At 41.9% G+C, this 24,537-nt stretch carries 25 protein-coding genes, 2 tRNA genes and 1 riboswitch; of the genes, 12 read left to right on the plus strand and 15 right to left on the minus strand.

Annotated elements, in window-relative coordinates:
- Window positions 1-45: 45 nt before the first annotated feature.
- The 5 genes from HPC67_RS14730 to HPC67_RS14750 all read left to right on the plus strand — a co-directional run bounded on the left by HPC67_RS14730 (window position 46) and on the right by HPC67_RS14750 (window position 3,000).
- Window positions 46-119 (plus strand) — tRNA-Cys (locus HPC67_RS14730).
- Between the two features lie 43 nt (window positions 120-162).
- A tRNA-Leu gene (locus HPC67_RS14735) sits at window positions 163-244 on the plus strand.
- 308 nt (window positions 245-552) lie between these two features.
- Window positions 553-807 carry a hypothetical protein gene (locus HPC67_RS14740; protein ID WP_217589601.1) on the plus strand — a complete coding sequence of 85 codons (255 nt, stop codon included), beginning with the start codon at window positions 553-555 and terminating at the stop codon, window positions 805-807.
- Between the two features lie 325 nt (window positions 808-1,132).
- Window positions 1,133-2,212, plus strand: a complete 1,080-nt coding sequence (gene rlmN / locus HPC67_RS14745) for a dual-specificity RNA methyltransferase RlmN (RefSeq protein WP_217589458.1) — start codon at window positions 1,133-1,135, stop codon at window positions 2,210-2,212.
- A gap of 155 nt (window positions 2,213-2,367) precedes the next feature.
- Window positions 2,368-3,000 carry a YczE/YyaS/YitT family protein gene (locus HPC67_RS14750; RefSeq protein WP_343327856.1) on the plus strand — a complete coding sequence of 211 codons (633 nt, stop codon included), beginning with the start codon at window positions 2,368-2,370 and terminating at the stop codon, window positions 2,998-3,000.
- A gap of 38 nt (window positions 3,001-3,038) precedes the next feature.
- Here the strand turns inward: HPC67_RS14750 and HPC67_RS14755 are convergent, their stop codons facing one another.
- The 6 genes from HPC67_RS14755 to HPC67_RS14780 form a co-directional block, all read right to left on the minus strand.
- The gene (locus HPC67_RS14755; RefSeq protein WP_217589460.1) at window positions 3,039-4,031 is read right to left on the minus strand and encodes an NAD(P)-dependent oxidoreductase; all 993 of its coding nucleotides are present in this window, start codon (window positions 4,029-4,031) and stop codon (window positions 3,039-3,041) included.
- A gap of 29 nt (window positions 4,032-4,060) precedes the next feature.
- A complete protein-coding gene (locus HPC67_RS14760) occupies window positions 4,061-5,122 on the minus strand; it encodes a PTS sugar transporter subunit IIC (RefSeq protein WP_217589462.1) in 1,062 nt (353 codons plus the stop codon).
- A gap of 224 nt (window positions 5,123-5,346) precedes the next feature.
- A complete protein-coding gene (locus HPC67_RS14765) occupies window positions 5,347-6,600 on the minus strand; it encodes an ABC transporter permease (RefSeq protein ID WP_217589464.1) in 1,254 nt (417 codons plus the stop codon).
- Window positions 6,593-7,492, minus strand: coding sequence for an ABC transporter ATP-binding protein (locus HPC67_RS14770; RefSeq protein ID WP_217589466.1), 900 nt, complete (start codon window positions 7,490-7,492; stop codon window positions 6,593-6,595). Before HPC67_RS14770 ends, HPC67_RS14765 begins: the two co-directional genes overlap by 8 nt.
- An 80-nt stretch (window positions 7,493-7,572) precedes the next feature.
- On the minus strand, window positions 7,573-8,049 hold the full coding sequence (locus HPC67_RS14775) for a hypothetical protein (RefSeq protein ID WP_217589468.1): 477 nt from the start codon (window positions 8,047-8,049) through the stop codon (window positions 7,573-7,575).
- A 36-nt stretch (window positions 8,050-8,085) separates the two neighbouring features.
- Window positions 8,086-8,286: a helix-turn-helix transcriptional regulator gene (locus HPC67_RS14780; protein WP_217589475.1), complete on the minus strand. Its 201-nt coding sequence runs from the start codon at window positions 8,284-8,286 to the stop codon at window positions 8,086-8,088.
- 241 nt (window positions 8,287-8,527) lie between these two features.
- Here HPC67_RS14780 and HPC67_RS14785 point away from each other — a divergent pair, with 241 nt between their 5' ends.
- Together HPC67_RS14785 and HPC67_RS14790 are read left to right on the plus strand one after the other, a co-directional pair.
- On the plus strand, window positions 8,528-9,982 hold the full coding sequence (locus HPC67_RS14785; RefSeq protein WP_217589477.1) for a sodium/proline symporter: 1,455 nt from the start codon (window positions 8,528-8,530) through the stop codon (window positions 9,980-9,982).
- Between the two features lie 152 nt (window positions 9,983-10,134).
- Window positions 10,135-11,376 (plus strand): DUF418 domain-containing protein, encoded by a 1,242-nt coding sequence (locus HPC67_RS14790; RefSeq protein WP_217589479.1) that lies wholly within the window; start codon window positions 10,135-10,137, stop codon window positions 11,374-11,376.
- A 78-nt stretch (window positions 11,377-11,454) separates the two neighbouring features.
- Here HPC67_RS14790 and HPC67_RS14795 read toward each other — a convergent pair whose 3' ends face one another.
- The 5 genes from HPC67_RS14795 to HPC67_RS14815 form a co-directional block, all read right to left on the minus strand.
- On the minus strand, window positions 11,455-12,180 hold the full coding sequence (locus HPC67_RS14795; protein WP_217589481.1) for a hypothetical protein: 726 nt from the start codon (window positions 12,178-12,180) through the stop codon (window positions 11,455-11,457).
- The gene (locus HPC67_RS14800) at window positions 12,177-12,887 is read right to left on the minus strand and encodes a hypothetical protein (protein WP_217589483.1); all 711 of its coding nucleotides are present in this window, start codon (window positions 12,885-12,887) and stop codon (window positions 12,177-12,179) included. The genes HPC67_RS14795 and HPC67_RS14800 overlap by 4 nt, the downstream gene beginning before the upstream one ends.
- 374 nt (window positions 12,888-13,261) lie before the next feature.
- Entirely contained in the window at window positions 13,262-14,203 is a 942-nt protein-coding gene (locus HPC67_RS14805) for a threonine ammonia-lyase (protein ID WP_217589595.1), read from the minus strand.
- Between the two features lie 152 nt (window positions 14,204-14,355).
- Window positions 14,356-14,502 (minus strand): hypothetical protein, encoded by a 147-nt coding sequence (locus HPC67_RS14810; RefSeq protein WP_217589485.1) that lies wholly within the window; start codon window positions 14,500-14,502, stop codon window positions 14,356-14,358.
- Window positions 14,503-14,617: 115 nt separating this feature from the next.
- Window positions 14,618-15,730 (minus strand): NAD(P)/FAD-dependent oxidoreductase, encoded by a 1,113-nt coding sequence (locus HPC67_RS14815; protein ID WP_217589487.1) that lies wholly within the window; start codon window positions 15,728-15,730, stop codon window positions 14,618-14,620.
- Between the two features lie 241 nt (window positions 15,731-15,971).
- Here HPC67_RS14815 and HPC67_RS16030 point away from each other — a divergent pair, with 241 nt between their 5' ends.
- Together HPC67_RS16030 and HPC67_RS14820 are read left to right on the plus strand one after the other, a co-directional pair.
- A complete protein-coding gene (locus tag HPC67_RS16030; protein ID WP_425514326.1) occupies window positions 15,972-16,052 on the plus strand; it encodes a putative holin-like toxin in 81 nt (26 codons plus the stop codon).
- Window positions 16,053-16,334: 282 nt separating this feature from the next.
- A complete protein-coding gene (locus HPC67_RS14820) occupies window positions 16,335-17,261 on the plus strand; it encodes a manganese-dependent inorganic pyrophosphatase (RefSeq protein WP_217589498.1) in 927 nt (308 codons plus the stop codon).
- Between the two features lie 678 nt (window positions 17,262-17,939).
- Here HPC67_RS14820 and HPC67_RS14825 read toward each other — a convergent pair.
- The 4 genes from HPC67_RS14825 to HPC67_RS14840 form a co-directional block, all read right to left on the minus strand.
- A complete protein-coding gene (locus tag HPC67_RS14825; protein ID WP_217589505.1) occupies window positions 17,940-19,667 on the minus strand; it encodes a SulP family inorganic anion transporter in 1,728 nt (575 codons plus the stop codon).
- Between the two features lie 187 nt (window positions 19,668-19,854).
- Complete coding sequence (menC, locus tag HPC67_RS14830; protein ID WP_217589507.1) at window positions 19,855-20,982, minus strand: o-succinylbenzoate synthase; 1,128 nt, start codon at window positions 20,980-20,982, stop codon at window positions 19,855-19,857.
- A 160-nt stretch (window positions 20,983-21,142) separates the two neighbouring features.
- Entirely contained in the window at window positions 21,143-21,391 is a 249-nt protein-coding gene (locus tag HPC67_RS14835; protein WP_217589509.1) for a hypothetical protein, read from the minus strand.
- A gap of 140 nt (window positions 21,392-21,531) precedes the next feature.
- Entirely contained in the window at window positions 21,532-21,945 is a 414-nt protein-coding gene (locus tag HPC67_RS14840) for a YhfM domain-containing protein (protein WP_217589511.1), read from the minus strand.
- A gap of 219 nt (window positions 21,946-22,164) precedes the next feature.
- Window positions 22,165-22,275: riboswitch (TPP riboswitch) on the plus strand.
- Window positions 22,276-22,449: 174 nt separating this feature from the next.
- On the opposite strand from HPC67_RS14840, the gene HPC67_RS14845 reads away from it, so the two are divergent.
- Genes HPC67_RS14845 through HPC67_RS14855 form a run of 3 tightly spaced genes read left to right on the plus strand, consistent with a single transcriptional unit; the run spans window position 22,450 to window position 24,536 of the window.
- Window positions 22,450-23,472, plus strand: coding sequence for an ABC transporter substrate-binding protein (locus HPC67_RS14845; RefSeq protein WP_217589512.1), 1,023 nt, complete (start codon window positions 22,450-22,452; stop codon window positions 23,470-23,472).
- A gap of 15 nt (window positions 23,473-23,487) precedes the next feature.
- Window positions 23,488-23,775, plus strand: a complete 288-nt coding sequence (locus tag HPC67_RS14850; protein WP_217589513.1) for a thiamine-binding protein — start codon at window positions 23,488-23,490, stop codon at window positions 23,773-23,775.
- Complete coding sequence (locus tag HPC67_RS14855; protein ID WP_217589514.1) at window positions 23,775-24,536, plus strand: ABC transporter permease; 762 nt, start codon at window positions 23,775-23,777, stop codon at window positions 24,534-24,536. The genes HPC67_RS14850 and HPC67_RS14855 overlap by 1 nt, the downstream gene beginning before the upstream one ends.
- The last annotated feature ends 1 nt before the right edge of the window (window position 24,537 follow it).

Below are 24,537 nucleotides of genomic sequence, written 5' to 3' on the forward strand. Positions count from 1 at the left end.
GTCGCGGGTTCGAATCCCGTCTTCCGCTCCATTAATTTTATGGCTGGCGGCATAGCCAAGTGGTAAGGCAGAGGACTGCAAATCCTTTACCACCGGTTCGAATCCGGTTGCCGCCTCCATTTACTTGACTGAATGCCTTTTAAAATTTTACATTTTTTATATGCCTGAGTGGTGGAACTGGCATACACGCAGCACTCAAAATGCTGTGCCGCGAGGCTTGTGGGTTCGAATCCCACCTCAGGTATCACTATAAGTTAAAAAAAGACTTCACAACCCATGAACGTTGTTCTAACAGCGTTTGTGGGTTTTTTATATTTATTGGAGCATTGTTTTACACACAAAATAAAAATGATAATGAGTGTCGATCTTAAATATTAGGACGTATATAATGAATAGCTATTTCAATGATTAGTTATAATAATACAAGACATCATCAAACATTTTAATGTTTTTGTTATGGCAATTCGACATTTTTTGATGTATATTATGGGTGAAATGGATTTTGCAGTAACTTATTTATATTACGGTAACAATTAATTAGGGGGTTATACAATGTGTGTGAGAAAGTATCAACCTAAGAAGCGCGAAATTGAAGCAATGGAATGGACAGGAAAAAATTTCGACGAGCTAAAAGAGTTTCTCCCTAGTAAAGATCTTGATTATAATTTTTTAGGAAGGCCAGTGATTAAAACACTTGAGGGAAACATGCCTGTTAATGAAGGTGACTTTATCATAAAAGGTATAAGGGGCGATTATTTCCCATGTAAACCTGAGGTGTTTCATCAAAATTATGAACAAGCACATTAATTAAAGTGTATCTATTGCCGATACGTTTAGTGATATAAATTAATATAATCCAAAAAAGTAGGACGCTCATTAAAGAGTGTTCTACTTTTTCATGTCCGGATTTGAGAATGATGTTTGAAAGTCTTTCTCATATGTTGGAAGAGAATAAATATATAACGTTCCTCACATCATATCTGTAAAGATTATTGCACTCATGGATCTATTTGAACGATAATTGGTGAAATGTGTTATGTTTAGCTTTAATTGAAAGAGAATCCCCATTGTAGTATGCTCTGTTCTGTAGTAAAATAAAGGGATTGCAGTAATCATTATTGAGGGTGATGACGTGGAAAAACCATCTATTTATGGATTAACATATGATGCTTTAACGAATTGGCTCGTTGAAAAAGGCCAAAAACGTTTTAGGGCCAGTCAGGTTTGGAATTGGTTGTACCAAAAGCGTGTTGCGCATTTTTCTGACATGAAAAATGTTAATAAGGATACGATTGCTTTACTTGAGGATCATTTTGTTCTTCATACATTAAAAGAGGAAATAAAGCAGGAATCATCGGATGGTACGGTAAAATACTTATTCCGCCTGTCAGATGGGAATGTAATCGAAACGGTGCTTATGCGTTTTAACTATGGTTTAAGTGTTTGTGTGACAACACAAGTGGGCTGTAATATTGGCTGCTCATTCTGTGCAAGTGGATTGTTAAAGAAGAGCCGAGATCTATCTGCAGGCGAAATTGTTGAGCAAATTATGAACGTCCAAAAGAGTCTCGATGAAAAAGGTAAAGGCGAGCGTGTGAGTCATCTCGTTGTTATGGGGATAGGTGAACCATTTGACAACTATGATAACCTACTGGATTTCATTCATGTTGTGAATGATCATAACGGTTTGGATATAGGTGCACGTCATATGACGGTATCGACAAGTGGCCTAGCTCATAAAATCTACAAGTGGGCTGATGAGGACCTCCAAGTTAATTTGGCGATCTCACTTCATGCACCAAACGATGAGCTTCGAACACAGATTATGAAAATTAATAAGGCGTTTCCAATTGAAAAACTCATGAAAGCTGTAGACTATTATTTGAAAAAGACAAACAGACGTATTACGTATGAGTATATTATGCTAAAGGACGTCAACGATCATGTTGAAGAGGCGGAACAGCTTGCTCGGTTGCTTGCTGATAAACGTCATTTAAGCTATGTCAATTTGATTCCGTACAATTCAGTTGATGAGCATAACCAATACCAGAGAAGTGAAACAGAGACGATTCAAAGGTTCTCTGAAGTCTTGAAAAAGCGCGGCATTAATTGTGGCGTCCGTTGGGAAAATGGTGCTGATATTGATGCAGCATGTGGTCAATTGAGAAGTAAGCATATTAAGAAAAGCAAGTGGGATACGGTTAAGTCATAAAAAGAGTTCAAAGATATTAAAAGCGTCGTATTGCCGACGCTTTTTTTATGTTCTATTTTAAATGGTTGATGTGAACCGTGATATAATAGATTCAGAAATATCATCTAGAGTTTTGCATCTGAAAGTAGGGAGTTAAACTGGTACTTGGTATACGTGTGTTGTTTTATATTTGCGGTTTACTTATTTTTAGCATGGGAGAAGCGACGACAATTAATGTGCAGCACCTTGGTGTTCATCCGTGGGATGTATTACATGTTGGAATGTATGAAAAGTTTGGCCTAACGCTTGGAACGTGGACAGTGATTGTTGGACTTGTTCTGATCGGTGTCTCTCTTATTCTTGATCGGCGCTATGTGCAGCTAGGGACGTTTTTAAATTTATTCCTTGTCGGTATGTTCGTTGATTTCTTTTTATGGTTAGACCTTTTACCAACCGCCCAGCATAATGGGTTGGATATCTTAACGATTGTATTCGGTATCGTGCTCATGGGTTTCGGTGGCGGCATGTACAATGCAGCAGGTGTAGGGTCAGGGCCACGTGATGGGTTTATGCTGTCGATTTCTGATAAAACGGGCATGTCAATTGGAAAAGTACGTATTATTATTGAAACGCTTATTTTGCTTATTGGACTCTTGCTAGGAGGTCCTATATTTATTTTTACATTTATCTTTACATTTATTCAAAGTCCGCTCTTTCAGGTTTCCTACCTCAATCTTTTAAAGGTTGTGGAACGTGTTCGAGACTATCAAATGAACCACCGAATTGATCATACAAAACAATCGTTATGAAAGAATGAGCGGAGGTGCCCGTCAATGGACACGTCCGCTTATTTTATCGCAAGTTCATTTTTACAGTAATGTTTTGCTTCATAATCATAAAGGTTTTCTAAGGCATATTCGACCATGTTAGCAACAGCTTCATCGGTATAGAAACCGTAGTGCGGTGTGACGAATACATTTTGCATGGAAATTAATTCAGCGAGCTTGCCATCTGGCAAAATATCGTTTTCCAGGTTATTATGGAATACGCCAACTTCATGCTCATACGTATCTAAACCAAGTCCGCCTATTCTTCCAGATTTAATCCCATCAATAGCATGATCGGTGTTTATTAAGCCTCCACGTGCAGTGTTAATAATCACAACGCCGTCTTTCATCGTGCTAATCGTTTCTTCATTTATAAGATGATAATTATCCTCCGTTAATGGACAGTGTAAGGAAATAATATTGGAATCACGTAAAACACTTTTAAGTGATCTATATTCGATATATGCTTTTGCTTCATTGTTTACGACGACATCATAGCCGATCAGCCTAGCCCCGAACCCAGAGAAGGCTTTAATGGTTGATAATCCGATCCGGCCTGTTCCGACAAAGCCAATTGTTTGGTTACGAAGCTCAGTGCCTAATAACCCGCCTAATCCGAAATGGTGCCGATCAACGCGATGAAGAGCCTTTTTGATGTTGCGGATAATACATAGCGTCACCCCAACCGTGAATTCCGCGACGGAGTTTGGTGAGTATGCCGGAACGTTAGACACTCGAATTCTCCATTTTTTAGCTGCTTCAAGATCAATATTGTTAAAGCCAGCAGAACGGGTAGCCAAATACTTCACACCTAGATTGGCGATTTTTTCAAGAGCTTCGGCATTTGCTTTACAATTACCTAAGATGCAAACGGCTTCATATCCTTCGGCAAGGTGAGCGTTATGTGGTCCAAATAAATTGCTTTGGATGTCTACATCATGGTTAAATTGTTTCGAATACGTTTCAAAGCTTTCTATTTCATCAGGACGAACGTTAAAAGCTATAATTTTCATTTCAACAGCACCTCCCTCGGCACATTCATTTATTCAAAGGTTAATTTGTAATCATCGGGCGATACGATTTGGAACAGTTTGGTGAATACGTAATTAAAAATGATACCCAAGATGATAGGTAAAATCAGAAACATGACAGTCACCAATAAGAGATTTCCAGCTGACCAGCCTCCGTCCATTAAATTAATGGCATTAATCGGACCGATCAATCCAGAAAAGCCAAAGCCAGCACTCATTGGTGTTCCTTGTATGTTAAATACGCCAGCGAGTCCACCTAAAACAGCGGCATTACAAACGATCGGAAGCATCATGATTGGCTTTTGAACAAAATTAGCGACCTGCATTTTTGGAGATCCTAAAAAGTGTGCAATCGATGTTCCGAACGAGTTTGCCGCCCAACCTGAGACCGCAAGTCCAAAGCCGGCTGCAACAATGCCGAGGTTGGCAGCACCAGAACCGATTCCAGCTAATGCGATGGCTGTGGCAACCCCTACTGTTGAAATCGGCGAAACAATTAGCAGGGCAAATGAGATGGCAACGAGGCTTCCCATTATAACTGGTTGTAAATTGGTAAATGTGTTAATCACTTGTCCAATGCCACTCGTAATTAATTGAACATATGGGAGGATGAATAGTCCTATTAAGCCTGCGACAGTAATAACAATTGTAGGAACGAGTAGGATTGTATATGCTTTTAAGCGAGATCCTAAAAATAGAACAATGCCAACTGCAATTGTCGCTGTTAAGGCGGCATTGATAACATCACCTGTCCCCATAAGTACAAATGCGCCTTTTTCGGCAGCGTTAGCCACACCTGATCCAACGACTGTTGCAATACCAATACTTGATGCTTGTATCGGTGTCATTTTAAATTGCATGGCGACGGTGAAGCCAATGACAATTGGTAGCATGCGCATGGCGAGGTTGGTTGCATCGATAATATACTGGGCGGCTGGTACAACATTTAAAAGTGCTTTTGAAAGCTCACCTAATAACGCACCAGGAACGAGCGCAACGACAATGCCAATGCTTAACCCGGCAAGAACTTTGTTTATGAAATCTTTCGTTGTCCGTGTTTTTTCTTCAGCCATGTGAACCCTCCTAAATCAGTTGTTATCATTTCTGACGCGCATATAACATGCATCATTAGTTAAATTGACCGAAGACTAATTGTTCTATTCCGTCCATGTTTTGGTAATTAGTAGGGGAGGGTAACACATAAAAAAAGCGCCCAATTAAATGGACGCTTTCTCTTTAACATAAACATACTCATCCAGAGTCTTTTATTTTCGTGATCTTAACGCATCTTAAAATGTTAATCCTTCTTAGACAGTGCCAAAGCTTTTTTAATGTCCTTTAATGAGCCTGACTTGCCATACATGAGAACACCGCCTCTGTAAATTCGGGCCCCAATTGTAGCTAGAATGAGGATCGTTACAATTAAGATTCCTAGTGATAAGGCAATTTCCCAAGTAGGGATATCAAGCATCCCAATGCGCATGAACATGATCATCGGTGTAAAAAATGGGATGAATGAGCTTATCGTAACAAATGTTGATTGCGGTGAGTCTAATCCAAACATTGCTATGAAAAAGGCAATCATTACGAGAAATACCATTGGTGTCATAAACTGTTGGACTTCTTCCACACGGCTAACGAGCGAGCCAAGCATGGCTGCCATTGTAGCATAGAGCAAATAGCCGAGTATGAAAAAGACGACAGCATATATATAGACAGATGGTGACGTGTCCTGCAGTCCGAAAAACTCGAATATGCCACCTGTGAGCTCATCCTTCTTCGATGATATGAGTGCATAGCCTACGCCAACAAAGATACTCACTTGGGCGAGACCGAGGAGCGCGATGCCGATAATTTTAGCGAACATATGTGTAACAGGTGATGCACTTGAAATGAGGAGCTCCATGACACGGGATGACTTTTCATTGGCCACATCCTGTGCAATCATCATACCGTATGTGATGACAGAGATGTACAAGAGAAAGAGCATGATGTAAACAATTCCTCGAGCCTGGTTGAGCTCTTCATCTGTTTTTGCGGTCTCATCAAGTGCGACCTTTTCAAATGAAACAGGTGATTGAATATCAACAAGGGCTGCTTGGTCGATACCAGCCTCTTGTGTTGCGATGGTAACTTTTATTTGCTGTAGCTGCTGTTGAATGACGCTTTGGTGACCGGATTGAGTAATCGTATTGGCATAATAAACAGCTTGTGGGATGCCGTCGTTATTATACGATAGCGTGACAAGCCCAGCGTATTCGCCATCCTTTACTTTGTCTTTAGCGGCTTCTTCAGTACCCGTTACTTGAACAAGTTCCATCATGTCGTTCATTTGCTCGGTACCTTGCTTTAAAGGTGTAAATAGCGTATTGGTTTCATCAATGACTGCAATCTTATCCGCTTCATCTTCACCAGAAAATGTGTCATTGATCGTTTGAATGTTGGCAAGTCCAACGATCAACGCTAATGTGAGAAGTGTGCTGATTAAGAATGATTTCGTTTTAAAGCGTGACATGAATGTATGAGATAAAATGATCCAGAACTTATTCATAGGACGCACCTACCTTCTCGATGAAAATATCATTCAAGGACGGTTCCTCAAGGTCAAATTTCCGTATGAAGCCTTTGTTATGTAAGTCGGCAAAAATAGATTGAGATACCGATTCATTCTCTATTTGTAGCTCACAGCCTTCAGCAACGGACTTGTAATGAACGACTCCAGGATAGTTTTGAAGAAATTCTAATGAGTCTTCGGCATGAATGACGAGATTCTTTTTACCAAAAGCACGCTTAATGTCTCGCAAGTCTCCTTGAACGACTTGGCGCCCTTTGTGAAGAATGCATAGGTGGCGGCATAGCTCTTCAACGTGCTCCATCCGATGTGAAGAGAAGACGATTGAAGTGCCGTTTTCTTTGAGATCAATGACGGCGTCCTTAAGCATTTCGACGTTGATTGGATCAAGTCCGGAAAATGGCTCATCAAGGATAAGAAGCTTTGGTTTATGGATAACAGCTGAAATGAATTGAATCTTTTGCTGATTACCTTTAGATAGCTCCTCGACTTTTTGATCAAGATATTCAGGGACTTTGAAGCGGTCGAGCCAGTGTTTAAGCTCAGTTAATGCGTCCTGCTTTGTCATACCACGTAGCTTTCCGAGATAGATGAGCTGATCGCGTACTTTTAATTTAGGATAAAGTCCGCGTTCTTCAGGTAAATAGCCAATCAGATGACTTTTATTGTAGCCGATTGTGTCACCATTCCAAGTGATGCTGCCTTCTGTTTGATCAAGCAAACCGAGAATCATTCGGAAGGTTGTCGTTTTTCCGGCACCATTGCCTCCAAGAAAGCCGTACATTTCTTTTTCAGGAATTTCCAATGACAGATTATCAACGGCTGTATGAGTGCCAAACTTTTTTGTAACGTTGTTTAGGACTAATGTCAAAGTAGATCCACTCCTTTTCTAAATAGTTTTACGTGCGAAGATGCACAAAGGTTCCAGGGTGAGCTTTTTATTTGGTGGTTTTATGCAGATTTAGGTTGAAAAAGGGCGATAAATAGGCCAGCAACTGCAAAAGGGATTCCTAGCAGCACATACCACCATACTTGTGTCGCGACTGTGATGAGCGTAAAGGCTGTAAGAGGTAGACAGATTAATAGAATCCCACCTGCAATATACTGAGACTTTACGGGCGCTTCCCTTGTGAAATTGATAGATAATATGACAGCCGTTATGCCCCAGCTCCCCAAATGACCGAGTAACAGGAGTGATAAGACCACGCTCATGCTCATGTCAATCCCAATCATAGTGAGCGTTAGAAAAAAGTAAATTAACGCTGTCGTCACAAACCAAGCTAAGGATCGTGATTTTTCCCGGATGTGTGTTTGCATCTCATCAAGTCCGCGTTCTTTTTTTAGTTTCTTACGACCAAACGCCCAGGCTAAGGCGCCTATGGCCAATCCACCGTAAACCCCAATTAGGCCTCCAATTGATACATCCATGTGTTTCATCTCCCACCATAATGAGTAATTCCAATGCTAACGTTCCTCAGAAAAAATAAAGACGTCTTCGATGGTGCATCCAAACTGCTGTGAAATTTTAAATGCAAGCTCAAGCGATGGGTTGTATTTTCCCGACTCAATCGCAACAATCGATTGTCTTGATACACCTACTTGTTTAGAAAGCGCTTCTTGAGTCATGTTGTGTTCTTTACGTAATGTCTTAATTCGATTTTGCATCTTCATCGCCGCCAATCATTTTTTGACAAGTTAACTTGACATTTTCATCGTACAGAACGGATTATAAAATGTCAAGCTACATTGACATTTTATAAAAATAAAAGACGGACATGTTTTTAAAAATGCCACCATAGAATGCTAAAAAAGGGGGATAGAAGGATTTTATTGTAAACGCTATCATTTGTTTAAACTGACCCAAGCGGAGGGACGATTGAATTTAATTAAAGGAGGCTTACAACATATGAACCGTGTCATTTTAATAGAATTCATTATTTATTTTGCTGTCATTATTGGGATTGGTTATGCGACGAGCCGAACGAAGATGAGTCATTCGGTTTTTCTACTCGGTGGGAAAAAACTTCCTGGCTGGGCGCTTGCTTTTTCCGAAAGAGCAACAGGAGAATCAGCATGGTTGTTGCTCGGGTTTACAGGATTCGTTTTTACGACAGGGCTTGCTGGAATATGGGTAGCAATTGGGATTGGACTAGGGATCATTTTTGCCTGGCTTTTTTTAGCCCGGCGGTTTATGAAGGAAACGGATAAGCATGATGTTTTAACATTGCCAGACTTTCTTGCTGTTAGTTTCGGTGAGAAGGAGAATTTAATTAGGTGGGTTGCAAGTATATTGATTGCCAGCTTCTTTATGTTTTATGTCGGTGCGCAGTTAGCTGGTGCAGGAAAATTATTTTTTACGACCTTTGATATGGATCCGAAAGTGGGAATTATATTAGCGACGGTAGTTGTTCTCGGTATTGCATTTTTTGGAGGATTTGTCTCGGTCGTTTGGACAGATATGATTCAGAGCGTGATGATGCTTGCAACATTGGTCATTCTACCGATTGTAGCGCTCATTTACATTAATACGCACGATTTATCGATTGCTACATCACTTGTTGAAGCGGGGGAATCATTTGATTCTTGGTTTGGAGGTGCGACGGGTTTTGCACTTGGTGTTTTGTTCTTTAATAACTTTTCTTGGTTCTTCGGCTATTTAGGTGGTCAGCCACAGCTCAGTGCTCGCTTTATGGCGTTGAAAAATGATAAAGAGGCGAAGCAAGGGATTATTGTTTCGATTACGTGGACGATACTGGCTTATACAGGCGCGTTTTTAATAGGTCTTGCTGCCATCGCGATGTATAAGCAGGGGACCTTTGCTGATACGGAAACCATTTTGCCGAATATGATCTTAGATTTAATGCCGACGTGGATTGGCGGATTGCTTTTGGCTGGCATTTTGGCAGCTATTATTACGACAGCGAATTCACAGCTTCTTGTGATCACAAGTTCAGTGAGTGAAGACATTATCCACAAAGCACTCGGTATGCGCTTAAATGATCGACAGCTCGTATGGTTGTCACGAATTGTCATCCTTGTGTCTGGTGTGATTGGCATGGTTATTGCCTTATCCTCGCAATCACTCGTTTACCTTGTCGTTAGCTGGGCATGGGCAGGTGTAGGTTGTACGCTAGGACCGGCGATATTATTGACCTTTTTCTGGAAACGCTACTCTAGCACAGGTGTCGTCGCCACGATTTTGTCAGGCTTTATATTTACGGTCGTCTGGATTAGTACAGACATGGATGAGCAGCTCACAGCTCGATTCGCAACGTTTTTTGTAGCAGCGATTGTTGGCATTGTGTTTAGTATCGTGTTCCCTGATAAAGGAGAGGAAACGAAAGAAACAGTAAATATTTAACTGTAGATAGGTGTAGTTCATATTAAACGACGTTCGTGCGCATGTCATGGACGTCGTTTAGTTTGAGAATGATACACATATTTATAAAACATTTAAAAAATTACTCTAATGACATATACTGGTATAAGGAAATAATAGGGGGGAAGTAACAGATGAGATCGTCACCCATTTCACAAAGAGACCGGATTTATGAGCTTGATATGATTCGAGGGTTTGCGCTGTTTGGGATATTTCTTGTTAATATGCCGTCGTTTCATTCACCAGATTTCATGAAAACGATTTATGGCTTTGAAACTTCTTATACAGGACTGGATGATTGGTTGGATGTATTTTTTGCGTTGTTTATTGAGATGAAGTTTTTCACAATCTTTTCGTTTCTGTTCGGACTTGGGTTTTACATTTTCATGAGTCGAGCAGATATGAAAGGGTTGCGAACGACACGTTTATTCATGAGGCGAATGCTCGCGCTTTTCCTGTTTGGTATCATTCATCTCGTTGCCTTATGGTATGGAGATATTTTGCATACATATGCTATTGCCGGTGTGTTTTTAGTGTTCTTTTACAAGCGGAAAATTAAAACGATGCTCATTTGGGCAGCTAGTTTATTAGTTGTATTTAATGCGTTTATGAGTCTCGTATTATTGGTGCCAAGCAGCTTCTTGGAACAAATGGAGCCGTCATCAGGAGAGATGGCAGGCTTGCTCAAGGAATATATAAATGTCTATGAACATGCTGGTTACCTAGAATGGGTCACCTTCCGTCTTGGTGCAGAGCTGCCTATTATACTTCTAAACCTCATCCCAGCAGTGGTATCTGTATTTGCGATGTTCTTAATCGGATTATCTGTAGGAAAAGCAGGGATTTTCAAGGATGTATCCAAGCATTTACCGTTCATAAAGAAGGTGTGTCTTGTAACAGGCTTGATCAGTTTACCGCTCATTGTGGTATCTGCATTGTTCCATTTTGGCGTTTTTGACTGGGGCGTTAAACAAGTTTACGTGATTCAGCTGTTAACGAGCGTTGGTAGTACGTTCTTAAGTTTGTTTTATGTGAGTGTCTTGACGTTGCTTCTGAGAAAAGAGACATGGCAAAAGCGCTTGCGACCGCTCGGTTTTACAGGACAAATGGCTTTAACCAATTATTTAATGCAAACGATTATTTCCATTGCTGTTTTTGTTGGACTCGGCTGGTATGGGGATGTCAGCTTAGTAACCGGAACGCTCATCTGCTTAGTCATCTTCACCGTTCAGATGGTTTGGAGCACACTTTGGTTAAAAGCATTTAGATTCGGTCCGTTTGAATGGTTGTGGCGGTCGTTTACGTATCTGGAATTGCAGCCGATGAGAAGGGAAAGAGAGAGTGTGGAGAAAAGAGACAGTGGGAATGGTTCGTGAATATGTGCAAATTAGGTTGATATGAACGGGATGGTACAAATAACCCTTGAGCCAATTTGAGGCCCAAGGGTTATTTGACTATTCCAGCTCGACCTCATTTATGATTCTTATGAAGTCAAGATCGATGTGAGCATGAGTATATGAATTACCTCCGTTTACAGAATGCTCAGGAAAGGTCAATTGATTATGACGGTTCAACGGCATCCATGAGATAAATATGTGTGGATTTGGAAAAAAATGATTAAACACTGGATCTTGGCTCTCGGAGGCTTTTTGTGTTAAAAGATCATTCCAGCTCTCAGAAAGTGTCTTGACACCATATGTTTCATCTTCAAGATTTACAGTTTCCTTCATTTGAATATGAGGAATATAGGTGTGTTCTTCACCAGAAACATTGTATCCGCGTTCCTGTATTAAATAAAAATCTGCTTTTTTTAACGCGTCATCAGGATGTAGATTCCATACAATATGAAAATTTTTGGGGGCGGTTTTCCAAATCATCGGTTCTCCCTTTGTATCAATATGTGCCGGCTTCCATTGAAGGTGTTCCCATATCCAATAACCTGCACCGTACTGCCCGTTGCTAGATTTAAAAGGGACAAATACATGTTCTTCGTCTAAATGAATCGCATCCTGAATAGTAGCTACAACATTTCCACCAGGGAATATGTCGTTCATTTTCTCTTTAAGTGCTTCATCTTCTGGAAACGCGCTTGGTTTAGAGAAAAACAACCAATAGGCTAGAAATACGACTAGTAAAAGAACTATGACACCTGCTGGAAGGACCATTCTCTTTTTCATCATGTATGCGCATCCTCCTTAAACAGGGGTTCATCTGAGCGGAAGTAGTATTGGTGCTTAGGTGTTGTAATCAGTAATCCCTTACCATCAGCTTCTACAAAAATAATCGCGTGCTTCCCACTCCCCCACTTGGGTTGAACACCTGTAAGCTGATAAGGGAATCGTTCGGTAGTTCTTCCTCTTTGGCTTTCCATTACGGCATCATCATACCATTTGACACTATGAATAGGGTGTTGTTCCATTTGCCTCATATAGATTGTTAATTTCGTATGATCCAGTACACGCTCTTCTGCAGAAGGATGTGTTTGCAAGATAGAAACATGATCGGTGTCTGCTATATATGTCGAGATTTCATCTGCTGGATAAATGACGTGTTGTACGGGAATGGTGAGCAGCGTTGTAAAAGCGAAGATAAACGCAGAAAAGAAACCTACCCATGCAAATCGATGGTAATTTTGCCATAAAGATCTTCTAGTTCTATACCAAAGCATGAGAAACCAAACACCCAATGGTAAAACAGGAATTGAAATAACTGTACTTTTGAAATTAAAATTGTAAGAGAAAGAAAATATGCCAATCATGAAAATTATAAAGACTTTCCAAAATGCCAGCTTTTCTTGGTGTGTTTTATAAGTGAAGTAAAAAACAACGAAGATACTTACCCAAGCTAAAATACTCGCTGAAATTGTAACTACGTCGGTCGTCCCCATAAACCAGCCTCCTTGTCTATAATACAGCCTCGAAGCATTGCAGCATACTCAATTGTACCTGTTCATGTTCATTCTAACATAATGCTCTGATTATTTTGTAGAAGGTGTTCCCGTGATTTTAGAGGAAGATGTACAAGGAAGCTATGATGTTTGAAAATACATTGTGGCTTAAATGTGTATAACTTTAAGTAGAAAATGTATAGAGTAGTTATTGCTATGCGCTCGTCCAATGTCTACAGCTAAATGTGACTAGCCTAATAAGGTGCATTCCTTACTGTTGACCGATCGTTTTTTTAATTCTATAAATCTCTGTCTCGTGATCAAAGTTCTTTTGAGCAAGAAGGTCTATACTTGTTTGAACTTTATCTATCCGGTTATATTAAGCTCAACTCCCCGACATCTACATTCCCTCCGGATAGAACGCAGATGACATTTTTATTGTTGATACCTAATTTATTTTCCATGGCGGCTGCGACTGTTACAGCACTGGAAGGTTCGATGAGTTGTTTCATGCGTTCTAATACAAACTTCTGTGCCATGCGGATTTCTTCGTCAGACACGAGAACAAGATCATCTAGGTATTTCTGAACAACGGGAAATGTCATATTTCCGGGCTGGGTCGTTCTGAGACCATCGGCAATGGTCGTTGATGCAGGTATTGACATAATCTTGTTATGCTGTAACGAAAGTAATGTATCGTTGGCAGTATCCGGCTCAACTCCGATTACTTTAACGGTGGGCTTAGTTTCCTTGATGGCTGTTAAAATGCCTGAAATTAATCCGCCGCCACCAATTGGAACAATGACTGCGTCGACGTCTTCCAATTGATCGAGGATCTCTAAACCAATTGTACCTTGTCCTGCCATAATTAATGGATCATCGTACGGTGGGATAAATTCACCATGATGTTCTTTCGCCAATTCCATTGCTCTTGGTAGCCTTTCAGCTGATGTTGTTCCACACTTCTCAATTTGGCCTCCGTAGGCTTCTATTGCTTCTTGTTTGCTTATTTTTGCATCAATCGGAACGACGATTGTAGCTGGTACACCCAATCGATTCGCAATGTAGGCAACAGCTTGGCCGTGATTACCACTGGAAGCAGCCGTTATGAATGTGGCACCTTCTTTGACGGCCTGCTTGACCTTGTTAGTCGCCCCGCGGATTTTAAAGGCGCCTGTCTTTTGCAAATGCTCTGCTTTAAAATACATGTTATTTCCACAAATGTCACTGAGTTGAGAGGAATGTAAAATAGGTGTTTTGTGGATTACATCGGTAATCGTTTCCTGTGCATTTAAAATATCGTTAACCGTAATCAGTGGTAGTCACCTTCTTATTTAGGATCGATTAATTTGCCTGTGAACAACGAGGGGAAAGATGAGCCCACATTATTCACAGTGCGTATTAAGTGTCTCAACTTAAGAAAACAGCCCTTGCTATTCAAACAAAGGGCTGATCCTGATATATAAAGTTATGCAATGCTCTTATAATCCATTACGTTACCAATCGCCCGTTCTAAATCGTACTTATCAATAATGCCTTCCATAATGAAATAGACAAGGACCAAGGCCAAAACTGTGACAAGCAATATAATAAGAATAATTGATTTCCCCTTCACGTGATTTCCCCCCTGAGATCTATATGTCAAACATAGCAAATTGTCTTCACACTGTAAATGAATGTGCCACTTTCATATTTTCATACTGGACGTATACGACAGATGGTGGCTTCCATCATCTGAGAACGGTGCTTACAACATATTTTTCAGGTTCAATGTCTAGTGCATGTCCGAGGGCCCACTTGGCTAGCTGCTGACCGACAAAAGGGCCGATTGTAATGCCGGATGAACCAAGTCCATTGGCAAGAAGGAGTCCTTTATAGCCGGGAAGTGTTCCGATTACTGGCATGGAGTCGACGGTTATTGGACGAAAGCCGACGCGTGTTTCTAGAATACGTGCATCTTTAAAAGCTGGGATAACATTTAATGCCTGTGTTAGGATTTCATGTGCGCCCTCAACCGTTACATCACTGTTGAATCCTTTCCAGTCATCCCGTGTTGCCCCAATGACGAGGTGATCATCAAATCCGAGTACATAATGCCGACCGGGTGGATTAATGACAGGCCAATCGCTAGGGGCCGTACCATCTAATTGAATGTGCATGATTTCACCTTTCTGAGGCCAGCCTCTGAATGTTACGCCAAGAGGTGCGAGCAAATCACGCATCCAAGCCCCGTTCGCTGCAATGACATGGTCAGCAGCCATATACTCTGATCCTACCTTGACACCCTTTACTTGACCCGCTTCTACGTCGAGATCTGCGTTGGCGTTAATGATTTTTGCCCCGTATGCTTGAGCGGCGTTTAAGAGAGCTGTCTTGAGTGCATGGCCGTCAACACGAGCGGCACCACTTAAATATAAAGCTTCATAGCCGTCAGCGAGGAGGGGGAAGAACGCTTTTGTCTCTTCAGCATTTAACCGTTTAATATCACCAATTTCCGGCCCTTCAGCTTGCTTGAGGCGAGCCCGTTCAAACATGTCATCTAACACATCTGGATCTGTATGTATGTTTAAGCCGCCAACTTTTTTATAGCCTGTTTCGGATTGACCCATTGCTTCGAGCTCACTTACAAGCTCTGGATACAGCCGTGCCCCTCTTATAGCCAGATGATACCATGCTTTGTTACGTCTTTTAGAGAGCCATGGACTAACAATGCCGGCTGCCGCATCAGTTGCCGCACCAGGTTCATTACGATCGATGACGGTTACATCGGCACCACTTTTTGCAAGATAATAGGTACAGGAAGCACCAAGTATGCCCGCGCCGATAACGATATATTTTTTCATAAAATAATTCCTTTCAATTCATGCAGTGTATTAACCTTCTTTAACTATAAAAATAAATGAACGCATTGTAAAATAAAAGCTTTGGGGAAAGAGGGAGGTTAAGGCTTTAAAGAGTGCTTATATTAGGAGAAAAACTAGACAGATGCGCACAAACGTTCCCTTTTGTGTTATGATGAAAGTAGTGCAGTAGGGCGTTCATAGGTGGTGACTCACCCCTTTTATAGAAAGGGGGTGATGCGTAATGACGGTATTCGAGACGTTGTTTCTAATGATCTCGTTTGCAACATTAATTGTTGTACTTCTGTCAGAGCAAAAAAAATAACCCCCTATGAGCCTGACCGCCATTAGGGAGGTTATTTATAACCCTGATGTGTGAGTCGCCCCTTTGAAGGGCTGATGCACACGACCGGATGGTGTTCGCTGCACCATTCGGTTCGTTTATTTTATGAAGCTTCTAATTTGAGTATACCTTATTTTAGAAAAATGTAAACTCATCTATTTATGTGCATAAAAGCGTAATCTCTTTTGCCACGAGATTAGCTTTTATGATAATCTAGTGAGTGGATATAGATGATATATATTGCTTGAGACAAGGAGAATGACAATGGAAAAAACTTTAATTTTTGGACACAAAAACCCAGATACAGATACGATTTGCTCAGCGCTCGCATATGCACATTTGAAAAATGCAACTGGTACAGAAGCAGAAGCGGTTCGTTTGGGTGAACCAAATAAAGAAACCGAGTATGCCTTGAATTATTTTGGCGTTAAAGCACCGCGCATGATCGATAAGGTCGATGAAGGTGTAGCGGACGTAATCCTCGTTGACCATAATGAGTTTCAGCAGAGCGTTGATAACATCCAAGACGTGCGCATCGTTGAAGTGATTGACCATCACCGCGTAGCGAACTTTGAGACGAAAGAACCGCTATACTTCCGTGTTGAACCGGTTGGCTGTACGGCAACAATTTTGAAAAAAATTTATGAGGAGAAAGGTGTGGCAATTGACAAGCCAATTGCTGGTTTGCTCTTGTCTGCGATCATTTCTGACTCCTTGTTGTTCAAATCACCAACATGCACCCAGGAAGATGTTGATGCAGCACACGAGCTTGCAAAGATTGCTGACGTTGATCTCGATGCATACGGCCTTGACATGCTCAAAGCAGGAACAGACCTTGGCGATAAGTCGATCCGTGACTTGTTAACAATGGATTCGAAGCCTTTTAACATGGGTGGACAAAATGTCGTCATTGCCCAGGTCAATACAATTGATTTGGATCAGGTTTACGAACGTCAAGCCGAGCTTGAACAAGAAATGGATGCAATGATTGCTGAGCAGGATCTCAGTTTATACTTATTCGTCGCGACAGATATCTTAAACAGCAACTCTGAAGTGCTCGCACGTGGCACAGCGAAAAATAACGTTGAAAAAGCATTCAATGTTTCTCTCGCCAACGATCGTGCATTGCTTGAAGGCGTCGTATCTCGTAAAAAGCAAATTGTAACGAATTTGACAGACGCATTTAAATAGGGATTAAGGTAGAGAAAGCGGGGGCGTGCTCGATTTATGCGAGCGCGGCCCTGTTGTTTGTATTGGGCGGAACGATTAAGAGATTGACTGTCGAATGGCCTGCTGGACGCATAAATGGGCATTCAGCCGCATAAAAATGGAAAGTGCCGCATATATTGTAAAAGCGACGTATATATAGAAATCGGCGCGCATAAATCCAAAATGAGCCGCATAACCGCAGCACGAGCCGCATATATCGCAAAACAGCCGCATAACCCGCCCGCCCGCGCCACAGTCAAGCTCTCATAACTCCAAACGGAAGGTCCACATTTCGTTCATTTCCTTCTTGCTTTTTCATAGCTCAAATACGAAGTCCGAGATACGCATAAAACGAGCAAGCACCGCATATCCATCGATTCAGCCGCATAACATGAGAAAGCGACGTATATATAGAAATCGGCGCGCATAAATCCAAAATGAGCCGCATAACCGCAGCACGAGCCGCATAACCCGCCCGCGCGCTACAGTCAAGAAAGCACTATTAATGTCGGAAATATTGTAACATTAATTTCACACATGATAAGGGACTTGACTAGCAGCACAGCCCCGCCCACGTTCCCACCGCCATCCCCCCACCAGCACAACTCGACAACACACAAAAAAAGGCGTACCGCCAAAAAGACGATACGCCTGCTAATGTTATTCTGGCTCAGTTAATGCGCCACTTGGTTGGAAAACTTGGCATGTGTCGAAGCCTTTTCTGCCGCATTGTGTGCATGTACCTGTCTCAATCAGCTCAAGTGCATAGTCGACAGCTTCAGATGAATGGTCGAAAAAGTGTTCAGGACCAATGTCATCATATAAGTGACTGGCCTTTAACATGCTACGGACTTGGCCATTTACTTCTGCAATCAAAATTTGTCCGCCCATATTTTTAAAGTCATTCACGAGAGCGGCAAGGTTGTTGATGCCTGTCGCGTCAATGATTGATGCGTGCTTCATTTTTAAGATCAGCACTTGTGGGCGTTTGTTAATTGAGCGTGTGATCATTGATTCGAATTTATCAGCGGCTCCGAAAAACAGCGGTCCAGCAATTGTATAAAAAGCGAGCTTTGGACAATTTGCGCCATATTCCTCGGATTCATTAGCGTTCTGTTTGCGTTTGACTAATGATGGCATGACTTTCTCCACTTCAAAGACTTCGCTCATGCGCTTAATAAATGATACGGCTGCAAGTAACAAGCCGACCTGGACGGCAACTGTTAAGTTGACAAATACGGTTAATAAAAAGGTAACTGTGAGTACAATTGAATCACTCGATTTCAATTTCACAATATGAATGAACGAGCGGTATTCACTCATATTGTAGGCGACGACCATTAAAATCGGTGCCATGCTGGCGAGTGGAATACTTGATGCATATGGTGCTAAAAGCAAAAGTGTCGATAAGACGAATGCGCCTTGAACCATACCGGAAAATGGACTTACAGCACCCGATTTAATGTTCGTCGCTGTTCGCGCAATGGCTCCGGTAGCGGGAATCCCTCCAAATAGTGGTGTCACAACGTTTGCAATCCCTTGTCCGATTAACTCGCGATTAGAGTTGTGCCGCTTGCCAGTCATACCGTCAGCGACGACTGCTGACAATAGAGACTCAATACCGCCTAGCATTGCGATAACGAATGCTGGCTGCCAGAGCATCATAATTTTGTCCCAAGTGATTTCGGGAAAGTGAAAGCTCGGCAATGACTGACTAATCCCGCCAAATGCACTTCCGATCGTTGCGGTTTGGCCTGGATAAAAGATAATCGTCACAATCGTTGGCACAATTAATGCTGCCAATAGGACGGGTACTTTAGGAAACAGCTTTGGAACGACAATAATAATGAATAAGCCAATTATAGCTGTCAAAACGCTGTAGCCATTTATTGTTGAAAGATGTCGAAACAACTCTAGCATATTTTCGTGGAAGTACTCCTTTTTCTCTAAACCTTGTAAACCAAGAAAATCGGCAATTTGTCCACTAAATATAATGACTGCAATCCCTGATGTAAAGCCGACCGTGACAGAGCGGGGGATGAATTTGATTAAGCCTCCTAATTTAAATATCCCCATGATGATGAGCATAATGCCTGCTAAAAGGCCCGCAATAAGTAAATTCTCATAACCATATTGTAGAACAATGGCTAAAAGGATTGGGATAAACGCACCTGTTGGTCCTGCGACTTGGAACCGAGACCCTCCGAATAATGCGACGAGAATCCCAGCAATAATGGTCGTATACAGACCATATTCCGGCTTAACGCCTGAAGCAATCGCAAAAGCCATCCCGAGCGGAATGGCCACAATACCGACGGTGATGCCTGCAATTGCATCCCGCCTTAAATCATTCAATGTTAATCCTGTAAAACGCTCATCCCTGAACAATCTACCTCTTCCTCCTGTACGTAAAGTTAAATAAAAAAATGAGGCGTTAACCTCATTAAATATAAATGCATCTACTAGTATACCATATATAGTTGTCTGTGGCGTATTTTTTGATTTTTAATACGATATATCGTGTCATTTTGTGTGCGTGTCCATATATAGTATGTATAAAAGTTGACTACCGTATTTAAGCTTTATGATCCATGCTAAATGATTTTATTTCTGTCGTATATGTGTTTAACGCTGTTTCATCTATTGAAACCCCTATGCCGGGTCCATCAGGCACTGTGACATAGCCGTCTTGCACGACAATTTCAGGATTGATGATATCCTTTTCCCAATATCGAGCTGAGCCTGATATGTCGCCAGGTAATGTAAATTGCGGCAGTGATGCAAGGGCAATGTTATGTGCCCGCCCAATCCCTGATTCGAGCATACCGCCACACCAAACAGGAATATGGTGTTTCTGGCAATAATCATGAATGCGTTTGGATTCACTCAAGCCTCCGACACGCCCGCTTTTAACATTTATAATGCGACAGCTCCCGAGCTGATGGGCTTTTTCAACGTCTGTGAGTGACTGAATGCTTTCATCAAGACAAATCGGCGTTGTTATAGCGGTCTGTAGTGTCGCATGATCAATGATGTCATCATGCGCGAGAGGCTGTTCAATCATGAGCAAATCAAGCTCATCAAGCTGCTGTAAATGATGTGTGTCCTCTAAAGTGTAAGCAGAATTGGCATCGGCCATCAGCATAATATTAGGAAAAGCGTTCCGTACAGTCGTTAGTATCTCGATATCCTGACCGGGCTTGATTTTTAATTTAATCCGCTTATAGCCTGCTTGCACATATTGGTCAATTTTGGCCAATAACGCATTAGTTGACGGCTGGATGCCTATGCTGACACCGACCGCAACGTGGGATCTCGTTCCACCTAAAGCGGCTGCTAGACTAATGCCTTTTTGTTTCGCATATAAATCCCATACAGCACCTTCCAGAGCGGCCTTGGCCATGTTGTTACGTCGTATCGGTGCGAAAAGGCGGGAGATATCATCGGGATGCTCGAGCGTATTTGTTTTTAAAAGTGGAATGAGAAAGTCCTGCATCATATGTAAATTCGTTTCGACTGTTTCTTCGGTATACCACGGGGAGGAAAAAGCGACAGACTCACCGTAGCCAGTTCGTCCGGCTGAATCAATGGCCTCGATAATGAAAAAATCTTTATCTTGAATGGTGCCGAAGCTCGTTGCAAACGGGTGCTTTAAGCGCATGCTCATCCGTCGTAATTGGATGTGGGCGATATCAATTGACATGAGGGCTGGCTCCTTTGATTTTAATAGCGTGTTGCTATATTAACGTTAGCACAGAATTGGGAAGGGGACAAATTCGGTAACGGGTGTTCAAACACGCGAAAAAATACCTACAAGAGGTAGGTATTCTGCTTCTGCAACATCCGCGCCCGATTGCAGTAACTTAATTACTACTTTTTTTAATAAATATCTTAGGCGAAAAATAAGCAATTGTTGCTGCAAGCATTGCTAAAAGGATAGGGGAAAAAGTAGAACTTCCTTTAATAACAACATTGCTAGATAAACTTCCACTTTGACTCCAAGCATCTGTCATATCTGGAGTATAAAAAAGTGTTATAAAATAACCAGATATTACTTGAAATGCTACAAATAAAACTAAAAAACTAATAGAAAACACAATAAATTTTTTCAATGATATCCCTCCGTCTATTTACTTAACCTTAACATATTACTTTCCACAAACTGGCCCGTTTGTCGAAGAATACTAGATAAACACTAAAGCTGCATCCCCTGATCACGTTCTTTTTTAAGCTGCTTTAGACACGTCAACATTCAATCAAATAATATCGATCGAATCCGATTTGTTGCACTTTTAGTTAATTTATAGGCGGTTGCAGTATCTTCTAGTTTCATGATGGTTGCGACTGAATCATCTTCGGAAATCCAAAGGTGAAAGCCTTTTGATGTATCATCAGCGAAGTTCACAAGCACATTATAGTCACCAGCAGGCATATCGACATCGCCGTCTATCGGTTTAGCCGTATTGATGGCAGCAACAAGACCTTTTATATCTTCCTCTTTGTGGAAGCTCCTAAGATCATCACCATTTATACTGCCAAAGTCTGTGAAATATGAAATTTTAACCTCATTGACCTCAGTTTCATTAATATCAAATGTCTTTGCAGAGCACGCACTCAGTAAGAGGGTTGTTAATGACACGATCATGACGATTCTTCTATATGTCATAAGTTCAGCCTCCTAGACACGGCTCCAAGGTGCGTGTGAATTATTATAATTATACATCAATTAATCGACAACAGCAACAGGATTCAAGGCTTCCAACCGGCGATTCATTTCGACATATATCGGGAATTGACAGGCACGCCCAAAAACAAGCGCCACTCTAAAGCTTGAAAATTTATAGGATGTGCTTCATAATACAGTTGTATGATAATTTAATACATTTTGTTGTTGTGGGGGTACCAGTGTTGCTGGTTGAGATGTATCCGATAGATACGGACCCTTGGAACCTGATCTGGCTGAGACCAGCGTAGGGAACACGGCTTAAATTGGACTTTTTAGCGTGCTCCGGGTTTCTAATCCGGGGCATTTTTTAATAGGATATTGTGACGCGTGACTAACAGAGAGTCCTACTTGTTACAAAATGACGTGTGTCCATATGCAATTAATGATTCAGTCTAGACGATGTTCCCAACAGGGTGTAACACACTTACATAGGGGGAATGACTCATGAAAACACGATTTTTAGTTTTATTAGCTGTTGTCTTGCTGATGCTAACAGCGTGTGGGCAAGACGCAAATAATGAGAAAAACGACGATCAGACAGGTAACGATGATAACGCCACGAAAGCAGAGACAACAGACATCTCAGTTGTGCTCGACTGGACGCCAAACACGAACCATACCGGGTTGTATGTTGCTAAGGAAAAAGGCTATTTTGCTGATGAAGGTCTGAACGTTGATATTATATTGCCAGGTGAGGCAGGAGCTGACCAGCTCGTCGCATCGGGAAAAGCTGAATTCGGTGTCAGCTATCAGGAAAGCATCACGGAAGCACGCATACAGGACATTCCGATTGTTTCCATTGCAGCCGTGATCCAGCATAACACGTCTGGATTTGCTTCACCGAAGGAAAAAGGCATTACATCACCAGCTGATTTTGCAGGCCATACATATGGCGGCTGGGGTGCGCCAGTGGAAAAAGCGGTATTGGATTCATTGATGCAGCAGGAGGATGCTGACGTTGAAAAGGTCGATATTGTGAACATGGGTGATACAGATTTCTTTACAGCGGTTCAACGTGATATCGATTTTGCCTGGGTGTTCTACGGTTGGACCGGTGTTGAAGCTGAGCTCCGTGGTGAGGCGCTTAACATGGTCTACCTCACTGATTACTCGGAGAAGCTAGACTATTATACACCTGTGTTAACGACGAATGAGAAGATGATTGCAGACAATCCAGACGTTATTAAAGCCTTTTTAGCAGCCGCTTCCAAAGGATATCAGTTTGCGATTGATCATCCTGAACAGGCAGCAGACATTTTGATTGCAGAGGTACCTGACCTTGATGCAGACCTTGTAAAAGCAAGTCAGAAATGGCTCGCACCGAAATATACCGACGATGCACCGCGCTGGGGCGAGCAGAAGCTGTCTACGTGGGAAAATTATGCAAGCTGGATGTTTGAGCATGATTTACTAGAAAAAGAGCTGGACGCAGATGCAGCTTTTACAAATGAATTTTTACCAGAGTAAGGAGGAGATGATCACATGAACGATGCACTCGTTAGCATTCAAATCATTCCGAAGACAAAGGATCAAGACGTCATTCCATATGTTGATGCCGCAATAGAAGTGATCGCACAGTCAGGTGTTGCTTATGAGGTCCATCCGCTGGAGACGACAATGGAAGGCGATTTATCAACATTGCTCCAAGTGATTGAACGCATGCACGCGAAGATGAATGAACTGGGCGTAGACAGTATTATATCGCAGGTGAAAATTTATCAAAATGCCAATGGCGTATCGATGAATAAGTTGACGGAGAAATATCGGTGATGCTGGGAAGCTGGCAAAAGGCGGTGAAACCCGGTATCGTCCTCATCGTGCTGCTTTTACTATGGGAGTTAGCGAGCCGGGCTTTCGCCATACCGGCTTGGCTATTGCCTGCACCGCTACAAATCATTGAAACCGGACTGACAGGGTGGGCTGATTATGGGCACCACGTCTCGTCAACCGTACAATTAACGATTACGGGCTTCTTGATTGGAACAACAATTGGATTAGGTGTGGCCACAGGGCTGCACCTAATCCCGTCATTACGAGAAGCTGTTTATCCGCTTCTCATTTTATCGCAAAATATTCCAATCATTGTGCTCGCGCCTTTACTGGTGATTTGGTTCGGCTTTGGCATGCTCCCGAAATTAATCGTCATCGCCCTCGTTTGCTTCTTTCCGATAACCGTATCGGCATTAGAAGGCTTTCGCGAAACGGATCGGGATTTAAAGCATTATATGGCAATGGCTGGTGCGACGAAGCGGCAAATGTTTTTCAAGCTGGAATGGCCTAATGCGTGGCCGTATATTTTTTCCGGTTTAAAAATATCGGCGACATACAGTGTGATGGGAGCTGTGATTTCAGAATGGCTCGGTGCTCAGAAGGGAATCGGTGTTTATATGACGCTCGCCTCATCCTCGTTTCGTACGGATCGCGTATTTGTCGCCATCGCCCTTGTTATGATGTTAAGTCTATTATTCTTTGGTTTAATTGTTTTGATCGAAAAACATGTCGTCAAATGGAAACGAGAGGAAAGAGATTAGT

Source organism: Lentibacillus saliphilus (assembly GCF_019093865.1).
Taxonomy (GTDB): Bacteria; Bacillota; Bacilli; order Bacillales; family Amphibacillaceae; genus Lentibacillus_B; species Lentibacillus_B saliphilus.